The organism is Arthrobacter sp. zg-Y1116 (assembly GCF_024385485.1).
GTDB lineage: Bacteria > Actinomycetota > Actinomycetes > Actinomycetales > Micrococcaceae > Arthrobacter_B.
This window is the reverse complement of sequence record NZ_JANFLR010000002.1, coordinates 398521-411180: the sequence shown is the minus strand read 5'-3', so window position 1 is coordinate 411180 and position 12660 is coordinate 398521. Positions and strand designations below refer to the sequence as shown.

General features: G+C 67.3%; 12 protein-coding genes. 6 read left to right on the top strand and 6 right to left on the bottom strand.

The window, feature by feature from the left end; all coding sequences use genetic code 11:
* Positions 1-100: 100 nt before the first annotated feature.
* Positions 101-1738, bottom strand: coding sequence for a ribosomal protection-like ABC-F family protein (gene abc-f, locus NNX34_RS08680; RefSeq protein ID WP_255766120.1), 1638 nt, complete (start codon positions 1736-1738; stop codon positions 101-103).
* Positions 1739-1824: 86 nt separating this feature from the next.
* Between abc-f and NNX34_RS08675 the strand changes: the two genes are divergently transcribed.
* Positions 1825-2718: an arginase family protein gene (locus tag NNX34_RS08675; RefSeq protein ID WP_255766119.1), complete on the top strand. Its 894-nt coding sequence runs from the start codon at positions 1825-1827 to the stop codon at positions 2716-2718.
* A gap of 1 nt (position 2719) precedes the next feature.
* Here NNX34_RS08675 and NNX34_RS08670 read toward each other — a convergent pair whose 3' ends face one another.
* Complete coding sequence (locus tag NNX34_RS08670) at positions 2720-4237, bottom strand: carboxylesterase/lipase family protein (RefSeq protein WP_255766118.1); 1518 nt, start codon at positions 4235-4237, stop codon at positions 2720-2722.
* Between the two features lie 186 nt (positions 4238-4423).
* Here NNX34_RS08670 and NNX34_RS08665 point away from each other — a divergent pair, with 186 nt between their 5' ends.
* Positions 4424-5077, top strand: a complete 654-nt coding sequence (locus tag NNX34_RS08665) for an SDR family oxidoreductase (protein ID WP_255766117.1) — start codon at positions 4424-4426, stop codon at positions 5075-5077.
* Between the two features lie 59 nt (positions 5078-5136).
* Here NNX34_RS08665 and NNX34_RS08660 read toward each other — a convergent pair whose 3' ends face one another.
* The gene (locus NNX34_RS08660) at positions 5137-5949 is read right to left on the bottom strand and encodes a 1-acyl-sn-glycerol-3-phosphate acyltransferase (protein WP_255766116.1); all 813 of its coding nucleotides are present in this window, start codon (positions 5947-5949) and stop codon (positions 5137-5139) included.
* Positions 5950-6115: 166 nt separating this feature from the next.
* Between NNX34_RS08660 and NNX34_RS08655 the strand changes: the two genes are divergently transcribed.
* Positions 6116-7060 (top strand): alpha/beta fold hydrolase, encoded by a 945-nt coding sequence (locus tag NNX34_RS08655; RefSeq protein WP_255766115.1) that lies wholly within the window; start codon positions 6116-6118, stop codon positions 7058-7060.
* Here NNX34_RS08655 and NNX34_RS08650 read toward each other — a convergent pair.
* Positions 7020-7766 (bottom strand): glycosyltransferase family A protein, encoded by a 747-nt coding sequence (locus NNX34_RS08650; RefSeq protein WP_255766114.1) that lies wholly within the window; start codon positions 7764-7766, stop codon positions 7020-7022. The genes NNX34_RS08655 and NNX34_RS08650 overlap by 41 nt on opposite strands.
* 277 nt (positions 7767-8043) lie before the next feature.
* Between NNX34_RS08650 and NNX34_RS08645 the strand changes: the two genes are divergently transcribed.
* Both NNX34_RS08645 and NNX34_RS08640 read left to right on the top strand, forming a co-directional pair.
* On the top strand, positions 8044-9096 hold the full coding sequence (locus tag NNX34_RS08645) for a YeeE/YedE family protein (protein WP_255766113.1): 1053 nt from the start codon (positions 8044-8046) through the stop codon (positions 9094-9096).
* A gap of 35 nt (positions 9097-9131) precedes the next feature.
* Positions 9132-9359, top strand: a complete 228-nt coding sequence (locus NNX34_RS08640) for a sulfurtransferase TusA family protein (protein WP_255766112.1) — start codon at positions 9132-9134, stop codon at positions 9357-9359.
* A gap of 51 nt (positions 9360-9410) precedes the next feature.
* Here the strand turns inward: NNX34_RS08640 and NNX34_RS08635 are convergent, their stop codons facing one another.
* Both NNX34_RS08635 and NNX34_RS08630 read right to left on the bottom strand, forming a co-directional pair.
* Positions 9411-10052 carry a response regulator transcription factor gene (locus NNX34_RS08635; RefSeq protein ID WP_152272204.1) on the bottom strand — a complete coding sequence of 214 codons (642 nt, stop codon included), beginning with the start codon at positions 10050-10052 and terminating at the stop codon, positions 9411-9413.
* Entirely contained in the window at positions 10049-11386 is a 1338-nt protein-coding gene (locus NNX34_RS08630) for a sensor histidine kinase (protein WP_255766110.1), read from the bottom strand. The genes NNX34_RS08635 and NNX34_RS08630 overlap by 4 nt, the downstream gene beginning before the upstream one ends.
* A 177-nt stretch (positions 11387-11563) precedes the next feature.
* Here NNX34_RS08630 and NNX34_RS08625 point away from each other — a divergent pair, with 177 nt between their 5' ends.
* A complete protein-coding gene (locus NNX34_RS08625) occupies positions 11564-12646 on the top strand; it encodes an ABC transporter permease (protein WP_152272206.1) in 1083 nt (360 codons plus the stop codon).
* The last annotated feature ends 14 nt before the right edge of the window (positions 12647-12660 follow it).

Below are 12660 nucleotides of genomic sequence, written 5' to 3'. Positions count from 1 at the left end.
CCAAGGATGCGTCACAGCATACTTTGTATCACATCCGGCACCGTGCCGCCGGATCGGAGGCCGGCGCCGGATCCGCCTGGTGCCCGGCGGCCAGCCGGGGCTAGGCTGCGCTGACTTTCCCGTCCGCGACTTCCCAGCGTGTGTCGAGCCGGACGTTCTCCAAGAGCCGCCTGTCGTGGGACACCAGCAACAAAGCCCCCTCGTAGCTTTCCAGCGCCTCTTCGAGCTGCTCGATGGCGGGCAGGTCCAAGTGGTTGGTGGGCTCATCCAGGACCAGCAGGTTCACGCCCCGGGCCTGCAGGAGGGCCAGCGAAGCGCGGGTACGCTCCCCCGGGGACAACGCGTCGACGCGGCTCGCCACCTGATCCGCCTTGAGCCCGAACTTGGCCAGCAGGGTCCGCGCTTCCGCGGATGAGAGTTCCGGGACAGCAGCTTCAAAGGCTTCCCCCAGCGGCAGGTGGCCCGGGAGCTGGCCGCGGCCCTGGTCGATTTCCCCCACCGCGACCGAGGCGCCCAGGGAGGCCGTGCCGGCATCGGGCACCTCACGCCCCAGCAGCAGCCGCAGCAGCGTGGACTTGCCGGCACCGTTGGGGCCGGTGATACCGATCCGCTCCCCGGCGTTCACCTGCACCGACACCGGGCCGAGGGTGAATCCGCCCCGGGTGAGTGCGGCGTCGTTCAACGTGGACACCACCGAGCTGGAGCGGGGCGCAGACCCGATGCGCAGCTGCAGCTGCCACTCCTTGCGTGGTTCCTCCACCTCGTCCAGGCGGGCGATGCGTGACTCCATCTGGCGGACTTTCCGTGCCTGCTTTTCGGATGACTCGGTGCTGGCCTTGCGCCTGATCTTGTCATTGTCAGGGTTCTTCTTCATGGCGTTGCGCACGCCCTGCGAGCTCCATTCCCGGGTGGTCCGGGCGCGGGAAACCAGATCCGCCTTCTTGTCAGCGAACTCGTCGTACGCCTCGCGGGCATGCCGGCGGGCGACGGCGCGTTCCTCCAGGTACGCCTCGTAGCCGCCGTCGTAGACCGCCACGCTGTTCTGTGCCAGGTCCAGCTCCACCACGGTGGTTACGCAGCGGGCGAGGAATTCACGGTCATGGGACACCAGCACGACGCCGCCGCGGAGTCCGCGGACAAACTGTTCCAGACGTGCCAGGCCGTCCAGGTCAAGGTCATTGGTGGGTTCGTCGAGCAGGACGATGTCGAAGCGGCTCAGCAGCAGGGCGGCCAGCGCCACGCGTGCCGCCTGCCCGCCCGAAAGCCCGGCCATCCCGGTGTCCAGGCCGAGCTGCAGGCCCAGGTCCGCCAGTACGGCGGGTGCCCGGTCTTCCAGGTCGGCTGCGCCGGACGCCAGCCACCGGTCCAGTGCGGCCGCATAGGCGTCATCCGCTCCGGGGAGTTCGGATCCCAGCGCCTCGGCAGCAGCCTCCATGGCTTCGGTGGAAGCCGCCGCCCCGGTACGCCGGGCCAGATACGCGCCCACGGTTTCACCGGCGAGCCGTTCGTGTTCCTGCGGCAGCCAGCCGACAAAGGCATCGGCCGGGGATGTGCTGACCGTGCCGGCCTGCGGTTCGGCCGCTCCGGCGAGCAACCGCAGAAGCGTCGATTTGCCGGCACCGTTGGCGCCCACCACGCCCACGACGTCCCCCGGCGCGACGGTGAGGGAAAGATGCTCGAAAAGGGTGCGGTGGGCGTGGCCGCCGGAAAGGTCCCGGGCGACGAGGGTTGCAGTCATGCCTCCATTCTATTTTGTGCACGCACCTGTTTCGGCTCAGGTCCGCGGCGGTAAGGTAGGCACCTGTTCCGTACCTAAGGACGATCATGACCTCCATGCATCCATCCGGTCCCGGGGCCCTTCGGCTGATCTTTCCGCAGTGGCAGGGCGCTGCCGGAGCAGGCGCCGTCGGTTCGCTGCCTGCGGGTCAGCCGCACCAGACCCAGCTTTCCTACCATCTCGGACCTTCCCTGCTCGAGTTGCTCTCCCCCGCCCATGAGGGACCCACCGCCTTTGTGCCGGTCAGCACCGACACAACGGATGAGGCAGTGGAGACGGTGGACGGCATTTATGCCCGCGAAGCGGTCCTGCGCCAGCTCCGGGAAGGGCTCCGGCTGGTGTCGGAAGCCGATCCGGCGTCAGTGGTCACTTTCGGCGGGGAATGTTCGGTGAGTGTCGCTCCGTTCAGTTACCTGGCCGCCAGGTACGGGCCGGACCTGGCGGTGCTGTGGGTGGATGCGCACCCGGACACCGGGACCCCGGGCGACAGTTATACCGGGTTCCGGTCGATGTCCCTGTCGGCGCTCGCCGGGGAGGGCGACGCCGAATTCCTGGCCGCGCTGCCGGCAGTGGTGGCGCCGTCAAACATCCTCCACGTCGGCCTGCAGGACTGGCAGGATCCCGGCATGGCCAATAAACGCCGGCTGGGGATCTCCAGCGTCGGGATCACCGACACTCCGGAGGATACCCGCCGGATTCTGGATTGGCTGGCGCTCACCGGAGCTACGAAGCTGGCCATCCACGTGGACCTGGATGTGCTGGACCGGCGGGATTTCACCGGAGCAACGGGCAACGGCACCCGGGGCATGCGGGTGCCGGATCTGCTTCGGATTATCGACGCCCTGGGCGATGCCGGGGAGATAGTCGGCCTCTCGCTCGCCCAGCACGCACCGCTGGAGCTCCTCCGCCTGGGCGGACTGCTGCGGGACCTGCCGGTCTAGGTCAGCGGTAGCCGCGGTACCCGTTCCAGGCTTCCCGGCGGTCCCGGTGCGGATCATGGATCACGTTGTCGGTGCCGTCGAAGACCTTGGTGGCGCGCGTCTCGACGCTGTACTCCGGCCACAGGCCCGGACCTCCGGTGCGGGCAAAGCGCAGCAGCGCACCGCGGAACCGGTTGCCAACGGAAACGGCAGTGCGCTTGCCGCCGAGCAGCGTCAGGAACCGGCCCAGTCCGTCGTCGTAGTTTCCGAACACCGCAGGGATGTCCATAGCGTGGGTGGCACCCATTCCCAGCAGGTTCGCCATCCGCGGGGCATAGTCAAACCGGTAGGACCACGTGGGCGCGTACGCGCTGTGCCCTTCCGCCACCTGGATACTGGGCAGCCAGAAGACGACATCCCCGCCTACGTCCACGGCGGCGCGCTTGGACGGGTAGCCGGGGTAGGCGGCGAGGACCTGTTCCTTGAGCTCCGGTTCCGTGCGGGCAAACATCGTGCCGATCCGTTCCTCCGTGGTGGGGAGGATGTCCTGCACCCGGTCGAACAGCGCGCCTTCGCGGAACATATTGCCGATGACGAGCGGGATCCGGTGCGCCTTGCCCGTCCGGAAGGCATCGATGGGATGCAGCGGCAGGAACTCCCCGTCGACCACCGGTGCTACGGCCCGGGCACCGGGCTCGGACTCCGGCGTGACCTTGCGGGTGAGCGTGCCGACTGCCTTCACCAGGCGCTGGGCAGGTAACGTGGCCAGCGCATTCGGCGCGTCCTCTTCGGAGACCCCCAGCAGCTCGATCAGGCTGGCTGCCCACTTTTCCGGCAGGCCGGGGCCATAGGCAGTAGAGGGTGCCGAACTCTGCACGAAGGCCCGGTGGAAGAGCCCCTCGGCAGACGGAACGCACATCAGCGCAGTAATCGACATGGCGCCGGCAGACTCGCCGAAAACCGTCACGTTCCCGGGATCCCCGCCGAAGGCGGCAATGTTGCGCTGGACCCAGCGCAGGGCGGCCACCTGGTCCGCCAGCCCGACGTTTACGTCGAACGGCCGCTCCGGCGTCGAATACCGGCGGAAATCCATGAAGCCGAGTGCTCCCAGCCGATAATTCATGCAGACGTAGACCACATCCCCGCGTTCCACGAGGTTCCGGCCGTCATAGTCCGGCGCGGAAGCCGCCCCGATGGTGAACGCGCCGCCGTGGAAATACACCAGGACCGGGCGCGGCGGTGCCTCGCCCACCGGTGCAGTGACGTTGATGGTGAGGCAGTCTTCGTCCATGGGAGTCTTCCGGCCGGCGCCCATGGACGGCAGTCCGCGTTCCTGCGGCGCTACGGGACCGTAGCGGCCGGCGTCCAGCACGCCCTCCCACGGCTCCACGGGCCGCGGCAGGCGCAGCCGCAGCCCGCCGATCGGCGGTGCCGCGTACGGTATTCCCCGCCACGTCCGCACGCCGTTCACTAGTGTTCCCCGCACCATTCCGTCCGACGTCGAAACAGTGAGGTCCGGCTGAGCGGTAGTTGTTGCCACAGCGTTCCTTCCGCGGTTTTTCGAGCCCAGCGCGATCATATCCACGCCGCGGAGGCCGCCGCTATCCCCGCCGAACCTATTCGCACGAACTGCTAAGCCCTTGGCGGACGGGAGGGGCGCAAACCCTGCACAAGTTCAACAGCATGCTTATGGTGGAGGAACCGTCACCAACCAAAGGAGTAACGCATGTCCCGCATCGCCATTATCGGAGGTCACGGAAAAGTCGCCCTGCACCTGGCCCGCCGGCTGACCGACAAGGGTCACACCGTCACCTCCCTCTTCCGCAACCCGGACCACGCAGCCGATGTTGAACAGACCGGCGCGGAAGCCGTCGTCGCCGACGTGGAAAACCTCTCCACCGAACAGATCACCGAACTGCTTCGCGGGCAGGACGCCGTCGTCTGGAGCGCCGGGGCCGGGGGCGGCACCCCCGAACGCACTTTCGCCGTGGACCGGGACGCCGCAATCCGCTCCATGGACGCCGCAGAAGCCGCCGGTGCCGGCCGCTACGTGATGGTGTCCTACTTCGGTGCCGGCAAGGACCATGGAGTCCCCGAAGACGACGGGTTCTTTGCCTACGCCGAAGCCAAGGCCGACGCGGATGAGCACCTGCGGGCCAGCGGCCTGAACTGGACCATCCTTGGCCCCAGCGCGCTGACCATGGATCCCGGCACCGGCCGGATCGAAACGGGAGCAGGAGTCGAGGGCAAGTCCGTTTCGCGCGAAGACGTTGCCCACGTGGCCGCCGAAGTCCTCGAACGCCCGGAAACCGCCGGAAAGACCATCGAGTTCAACAACGGCCCGACGCCGATTGCCGAGGCCCTGGATTCCCTCGCCTAGCCGGTCCACCAACAGCAACGGCAGCCGCACCTGCGGCTGCCGTTGCTGTCTGTCCGGTGTTAACCAGTGATTTTGTACTTCTCGCGGTCCGCGGCGTCGAGGACCTGCTGTTCTTCAACGGCCATGGCGCTGCCGCCGCGGCTCCGCGGCATCCACCACGCGCCGGGCTCGGGCGTCACGGGGTAGGTATCGATGCAGTAATCGATTCCCTCCTGCAGTTCCTCCTGCAGCCGGCGGGTCTCTTCGACAACGTCGGCATCCGCTTCGACGCGCATCATTTCGCCCACGTGCACGCGCACCGGGGTTTTCCAGACGGCCTTGATGCTTAGGCCGTGCCCGCGGGTCAGCATGCGGTGGCCGCCCCAGACCGACACCGGAATGATCGGGACTCCGGCCTCGGCGGCCATGCGAACGGCGCCGGTCTTCAGCTGCCGCACGGTGAAGCTGCGGCTGACGCCTGCCTCGGGCAGGACCGCAAGGTAATCACCGCCGCGCAGCTTTTCTACGGACTCCTTGTAGGCTGCTGCGCCGTCGGCACGGTCCACCACAATGTGCTCGCACCAGTCGCAGACAGCCTTGACGAACTTCTTTTTCGTGGCTTTCTTGGTGACGAGGAACCGCATGTGGACCTTCAGCTTCCGCCACATCAGGAGCTCCGCGAACGCGAAGTCCAGGTAGCCAAAGTGGGTAATGGCCACCACTGCCCCCTTGCCGGGGACGACGGTGCGGTTCAGGCCGTGGATGTCTTCGTGGGCGGGAAGGTTCTCCAGGCCGGAGGGGATCACGGGGACCCTGAAGAGGCTGCGGGCAGTGAGGCCCGTAAATACGATGCCTCGATAGACGAACTTGTTGGGGTTACGCTTTGCGGGCAACGTCGGCTCCTGAGTCGGGGGGAATTTCGGGGCAGGCAACGAAATTCTACCGCGGTGCCCGATGGACGCCGGCCTGTTTGTCCGCGCGGCGGGGAAATGTCCGGCTCCGTGCTTCCCAGGTCCTCGACCAGCAGACGGGGGCCCGTTTGGCGGCTATCTTTTAGCCATGGTGATACGCGGAAGGTTCGCCGGCCGGGGGCCGGGCGGAAGGCCGCGCACCGAACCGGCCGCCCCGGCCGATCCTGCTGCCGCACGCGACGCACTACTCGGCGACGTTGACTGGTTCGCTCTTCCGGAGGGAGCGGTCCGTTCACGGTTCGCGGCGCCCAGCGGGTCCCTGGCTGCCGTAAGCATGGGAGAGCCGGGCAACCCGCCGGTGGTCCTCGTGCCCGGTGCCATGGGGTCGAAGGAGGACTTCTCCCTGGTTCTGCCGGAGCTTGCGGCTGCAGGGTATTTCGCCTTCTCCTTCGATCTTGCCGGGCAGTACGAATCGACGGGCGCGGGCCCTGAGCATCTCCGCCCGCCGCGCCAGCGGTTCGACTTCGATCTGTTTACGGACGACCTCACGGCAGTGCTGACAGCGTGCGGCCCGGCCCATGTGGTGGGCTATTCATTTGCCGGCATTGTTGCCCAGCTGACCCTGCTGAAACGGCCGGACCTGTTCCGCAGTATTACCCTGCTCGGCTGCCCGCCCCAGGGCGGGCAGAGTTTCCGCGGCGTGAGCTGGATCGGCTGGGCGGCCCCCCTGGTCGGGGACAGGATCAGCGCGGACCTGATCGTCTGGGGTGTGAAGCGCAATTTCATCCGCGCTTCCCCGGGCCGGATGGCGCTTGTCATGCACCGGTTCACGCTCACCCGGAAGGACTCGATCCGGGACATGGTGGGACTGATGCGCCACGCCCCGGACCTGAGGCCGGCCCTGCGCGCCACCCCGGTTCCCAAATTAGTAGCCGTGGGCGAGCATGATGTGTGGCCGCTGCAGCTGCACCGCAGTTTTGCCGACAGCATCGGGGCGTCCTTTGCGTCCTACAGCAGCGGACACAGTCCCAGCGAGCAATCGCCGTACGAGTTCACCCGCGACCTGCTGCGTCTGTTCGGTTCCGCGTCCTGAGAGCGGCCCGCTCCCTGCGGCGCCGCAGCGGCGGCTCCTCGCGGAACTCCACTTTGAAGGTGTCATAGGCCATGGCCACCCGCCGGCCGAGGCCGCGCCACGTGTTGAAGGGCCGTGCGGAGACGGCCACGCGCAGGTCCGGATCCCACCGGACCTGCATCCCGGGACGCAACTGATAGCAAAGGTCAAGGTCATCATGCACCCGAGGATTGTCCCGGTGCACCCGGGTCCTTAGCCGGTTCCACATGCTGCAGTGGAGGCCGAAGTTGGAGCCGAAGATCGGCGGGTGGCCCATCAACAGTGTCATGGACCAGCGGTACCCGCCGATGTAAAGGTGTTCCGCGATCCACCGGATCAGCCGGTTAGCACCGTAGAACTGACCCGGTCCGGTCACCGCAGTGTCTTCCCCCGCTTCAAGCAGGTCTGCTTCCAGCCGTTCCAGCCATTGCGGCGGCGGTACCGAGTCCGCATCCAGCCGGGCCAGCCATTCGCCCCGCGCCTCGTCAAAGCCGCGGAACGTCGCGGAGGTGACCCCCACGCGGGGTTCGTAGATCCGGCGCACTCCCGCTGCCCGGCAGACGTCCGCCGTTGCATCGGTGCTGGCGTTGTCCACGACCAGCACCTCGTCCGGCGGCCGGGTCTGCCGTGACACCGCGTCCAGGCAGGCGGCCAGCATGACGGCGTCGTTATGGGAAGGGATTACCACTGTGATAGTTGACATCGCGTCCTGGCTGCCGGTTGTCCGTTGCCCTCCGATTCTGCCACCGCACCCCTGCCGCGGCCATGCCGCGGGCAGCGGGGGCGGTGCCGGGCACCAAAACGGGAACCGCCCTTCCCGGACCGGCCTTCGTCCAACCGCCCGTCACGCGGCTTAACCCGCGGACATACGGGGCCACAATCCTTGGCGGGGCGAAAGCTGCGCAATTAGCGTGGCAGGGCTGCGGCAGTCGGCTGCGCAATCCTCTTTTCCTAGGAGCAGTTCAATGCTTATTTCAGGCCTGCTGGTCGGGTTGGCACTCGGATTCGTTATGCAGCGGGGCCGCTTCTGCGTCACCGGAGCCTTCCGCGATGTCTGGGTTACACGCAATACCCGCTGGCTCACCGCGTTCCTGGTGGTTGTGGCCGTGCAAAGCGTCGGCGTCTTCGCCTTGGACGCCGCGGGCGTCATCACCCTGCAGGCCGAGGCGTTCCCCTGGCTGGCAACCATCGTGGGCGGCTTCATCTTCGGCTTTGCCATTGTGCTGGCCGGCGGCTGCGCCACCGGAACCTACTACCGCGCCGGCGAGGGCCTGGTCGGCAGCTGGCTGGCGCTGATCTCCTACGCACTGTTCGCCGCGATCATGAAGACGGGACCCCTGGCCGGTTTCAACACCGCGATGCGTTCCGTGACCGTGGAGCAGAGCAATTTCTACTCCGTCCTGGGCATCTCCCCGTGGCTGTTCGTGGCGGTGCTCGTCACCGCCGTGGCACTGGCGGTCCGGCACCACCTGGCCAAGCCCAAGTTCGCCGTGGCCGCCCTGCCGGCGTCGAAGACCGGACTGGCGCATCTCCTGTTCGAAAAGCCGTGGAATGCCTTCGCCACCGCCGTCGTCATCGGGCTCATTGCCACGGCCGCCTGGCCGCTGAGCTGGGCCACCGGCCGGGAAGACGGCCTGGGCATCACCACCCCCTCCTCCAAGCTGGTCACCTACCTTGTCACCGGCGATGCCGAGCTCGTGGACTGGGGTGTGTACCTGGTCATCGGCATCCTGCTCGGCTCCTTCATCGCAGCCAAGGGCAGCGGCGAATTCCGGGTCCGGGTCCCCGACGCCGCGACCGCTGTGAAGAGCCTCGGCGGCGGTGCCCTGATGGGCATCGGCGCCGCCCTGGCCGGCGGCTGCACCATCGGAAACGCCATGGTGCAGACGGCCCAGTTCACCTTCCAGGGCTGGACCGCGCTGATCTTCATGATCCTCGGCACGGGCGTCGCTGCGAAGCTCACCATCATGAACCACCGACCGGCGCCTGCCTCCGCACGCGTCCCCGTCGGCGTCTGATTCCCCCACCCAAAAGCTCGAAAAGGAAATACACCATGGCACAGGTCACCCTGGAAACCAACGGATCCGTCTGCCCCTTCCCCCTCGTGGAGGCCAAGCAGGCTATGACAACACTGACCAGCGGCGATGAACTCGTCATCCACTTCGACTGCACCCAGGCCACGGACGCAATTCCGCGCTGGGCTGCCGAAAGCGGCTACCCGGTCACGGATTTCTCCAAGCGCGGCCCCGCGGAGTGGTCCATCACGGTGCAGAAGCGCTAGCACCGCTTGACCGCCGCACCGCTGAAGCCCGGCTCCGCCGTTCCGCGCCAGTCAAGAGCGCAGGATCCGCTGGCGCCGGGCTTCGGCGATGGCGGCGGTCCGGTTGTCCACACCGAGCTTTTCGTAGATGTGCACCAAGTGCGTTTTCACAGTCGCTTCAGAGATAAACAGCTTCCGGGCGATGGCCCGGTTCCCGAGGCCCGTTGCCAGCAGCTCCAGCAGTTCGAGTTCACGGCTGCTGAGGGCCGGTGCCGGACTCCGCAGATGGCCCATCAGCCGGGCTGCAACCAGCGGCGACAATGCCGTCCGCCCGTCCGCAGCAGCAGTGACCGCGGTACGGATCTCCCCGGGATCCGCATCCTTGAGCATGTAACCGGCCGCCCCGGCTTCGATGGCCGCCAGGATATCGGCGTCAGTGTCATAGGTGGTCAGAATCAACACCGGCGGGCCGTCGGCCGCCCGGATTCTCCGCGTGGCCTCCACTCCGTCCATGCCCGCGCCCATCTGCAGATCCATCAGTACAAGATCGACTGGGGTGCCCAGCACCTCCTGTTTACGGACTTCGGCCACGGCTGATTCCCCGTCCGCGGATTCGGCGGCAACCCGAATGCCTTCAAAGTCCTCCAGCATGGCGCGCAGACCGGCCCGAACCACCGGGTGATCGTCAACCAGCAGGATCCGCATCACTCTCATGTCCGTGTCTTCGCCGGAGCCGGTTGCGCCGGTTGCTCGGCAGCCGGCAGCGGAAGCCGTACCGCCACCACCGCGCCTTCGCCGGGCGCGGATTCGATGCTCAGCACCCCGCCCAGATCCGCTGCCCGCTCGCGCAGGGAGAGCAGCCCGAATCCGCTGCCGTCCCGGCGGGGGACGTCCGGGAGCGTTGCGGTGCTGAAGCCCGCACCGTCATCGAAGACATCCAGCGTCACTGCGTCGGGGGCGTAGCTGAGGGTCAGTACCGCGGTATGTGCGCAGGAATGCGCCCGCACGTTGGCGAGGGAAGCCTGCGCCGCCCTCAGCAGGGTGGTTTCATACCGGGCATCGAGGTCCACTGGCTCTCCGTCCACCCGGAGGGTGCACTCCAGCGGCTGACCGCCGGAAGCCGCCTGCCGGGAGTTATCGGCGCAAAGGCGCTCCAGCCCCGCGATGAGGGTCCCGCTCCCCGTTGCCGGTTCGGTCAGGCCGCGCACAAACTTCCTGGCCTCGGCCAGGTTCTCCGACGCAGTGGCCTGGACGGTGGCAATGCGTTCCCGGGCCAGATCCGCCTGTCCGCTTTCCAGTGCCGCGCCGGCCGCCCGCGACATCAGGACAATGCTGGAAAACCCCTGGGCCAAGGTGTCATGGATCTCGCGGGCCAGGCGTTCCCGTTCCGCCAGGACGCCCGCACGATGCTGGGACGCTGCCAGCTGCCCGCGGGTGCGCCGAAGCTCGGCCAGCGCACGCCGCTGGTTCACGCTTTCTCCGTGCAGCGCCGCGTAGGCGAAGCCCATCACCACCGCAAAAAGGGCCCCCACCACCGGGCCCAACAGGACTGCGAGAGTAAACCCTCCGGAGTGCACGCCTTGGGCGGCGACCACCGCAGCCGTCATCGCGGTTACTGCCGCCAACGCGGGCACGGTCCGCAGCAGATGCAGGTCCAGGAAGAACAGGGGGAAGGCCAGCCAGGAAAAATCGGCGCTTATCAGCAGCAGAAGAAGCCATAGGAACGTTACGGCCGCCAGCCAATAGGGCCCGGCACGGCCGGGGTCCGGCCCGGTCCCCGTTGCTGCGTAGCGTTTCTCTGCCACGGTTCCGGCGAGATAGACGACGGCGAGCACACAGGCGCAGGCATAGGCAGCCACGAGGCGGGGTGTTCCGGGCCCGTCCAGGGTCAGCTGGACCAAAGCCAGAACAAGCAGCCCGGCGAAGGCAACGTGCAGGGCTACCCGCAGCAGGCGGAGCACGGCGTCCCCTGCGACGGTCGCTGCAGCGGCAGACACGGTGCCGGCGCCGCCGTCGGGACCCCCACTGCTTTGATTCGGCGCGCTCATGATTCCAGCCTAGGTCCGGCAGTCGGCGTCGGCATCAACCAAACGGTTGAGCGCAGGACCAACCGGTTTCTCCGCCCGGATCATCCGTCCATGCGATGGGTTCGCCCCGGGACCGGCGGAGGGTTGAAAGGTACCCTCCACTGCCGCTGCGGCGGCCGATCCGAAAGGAAGCAAAACGTGTATCTGGCACTCCGCGACATTCGCTTCGCCAAGGGGCGGTTTGCCCTGATGGGCAGCGTCGTCGCCCTGATTACCCTCCTTCTGGTGCTGCTCTCCGGGCTTACCGCGGGCCTGGGCAACCAAAACACTGCGGCGATCAAGGACCTTGGCTCCGCCGGGGTGAACATCGTTGCCTTCGGTGCACCCGACGGCGGTGAAGCCAAGGTCTCCTATACGGAATCAACCGTCACAGCTGAGCAGTTGGCTGAGTGGCGGAAGACGCCCGGCATCGAGACCGCTGAACCCGTAGGCATCACCCAAACGCGCATTACCGGCGGGGCCAGCGCAAACGTGGCTGTCTTCGGCGTCGAACCGGGCAGCACTCTCGCGCCCCGCCAGGTCGGCGACGGACAGATCCTCATTGGATCGGAAACAGCGGATTCCCTGTCCCTGGATCCGGGGGACGAAGTGCGCCTGGGCGGCCGGGTCCTGACTGTTGAAGACATTGTCGACCAGTCCTACTACAGCCATACGCCGCTCGTCTGGACGTCCCTGGCTACGTGGCAAGCTGCGGCCCATACCAACGATGAGGGCTCCGACGCGGCGCCGGTGGCCACCGTGATCGCCGCCTCGGGCTCCGCCGCCGAGCAGGCAGACGACGCCGCAGGCACTGTCTCCACGGGTATCCGCGGCTCTTTCAACGGACTGGGCGCCTACACCTCGGAAAACGGTTCGCTGCTGATGATGCAGGCGTTCCTGTACGGCATCTCCGCACTGGTCATTGTGGCCTTCCTGGCGGTCTGGACCATCCAGCGCACCCGCGACATCGCCGTGCTGAAGGCCTTGGGCGGCAGCTCCGCTTACCTGATGCGTGACGCACTGGCCCAGGCCGGGACCATCGTTGCCGCAGGTGCCGTCACCGGCGGGGTGCTCGCCGTACTGATCGGCCTGGCCGCCGCTGCGGTTGCTCCGTTCATCCTGTCGGTTTCCACCGCACTGCTGCCGATCCTCGGCATCGTGGTGCTCGGGCTTGCCGGGGCGGCCGGCGCCGTACGCCGGGTTGCCAAGGTAGATCCGCTGACTGCTCTCGGCGGCAACTAGGGACCTCCAGTCTG

Excerpts from the sequence above, each read along its gene's own strand:
- NNX34_RS08665 (WP_255766117.1), top strand. The coding sequence starts at position 4,424 with ATGTCCCGCATCGCCATTATCGGAGGTCACGGAAAAGTCGCCCTGCAC.
- NNX34_RS08655 (WP_255766115.1), top strand. The coding sequence starts at position 6,116 with ATGGTGATACGCGGAAGGTTCGCCGGCCGGGGGCCGGGCGGAAGGCCG.
- abc-f (WP_255766120.1), bottom strand. The coding sequence starts at position 1,738 with ATGACTGCAACCCTCGTCGCCCGGGACCTTTCCGGCGGCCACGCCCAC.
- NNX34_RS08635 (WP_152272204.1), bottom strand. The coding sequence starts at position 10,052 with ATGAGAGTGATGCGGATCCTGCTGGTTGACGATCACCCGGTGGTTCGG.
- NNX34_RS08675 (WP_255766119.1), top strand. The coding sequence starts at position 1,825 with ATGACCTCCATGCATCCATCCGGTCCCGGGGCCCTTCGGCTGATCTTT.
- NNX34_RS08640 (WP_255766112.1), top strand. The coding sequence starts at position 9,132 with ATGGCACAGGTCACCCTGGAAACCAACGGATCCGTCTGCCCCTTCCCC.
- NNX34_RS08645 (WP_255766113.1), top strand. The coding sequence starts at position 8,044 with ATGCTTATTTCAGGCCTGCTGGTCGGGTTGGCACTCGGATTCGTTATG.
- NNX34_RS08630 (WP_255766110.1), bottom strand. The coding sequence starts at position 11,386 with ATGAGCGCGCCGAATCAAAGCAGTGGGGGTCCCGACGGCGGCGCCGGC.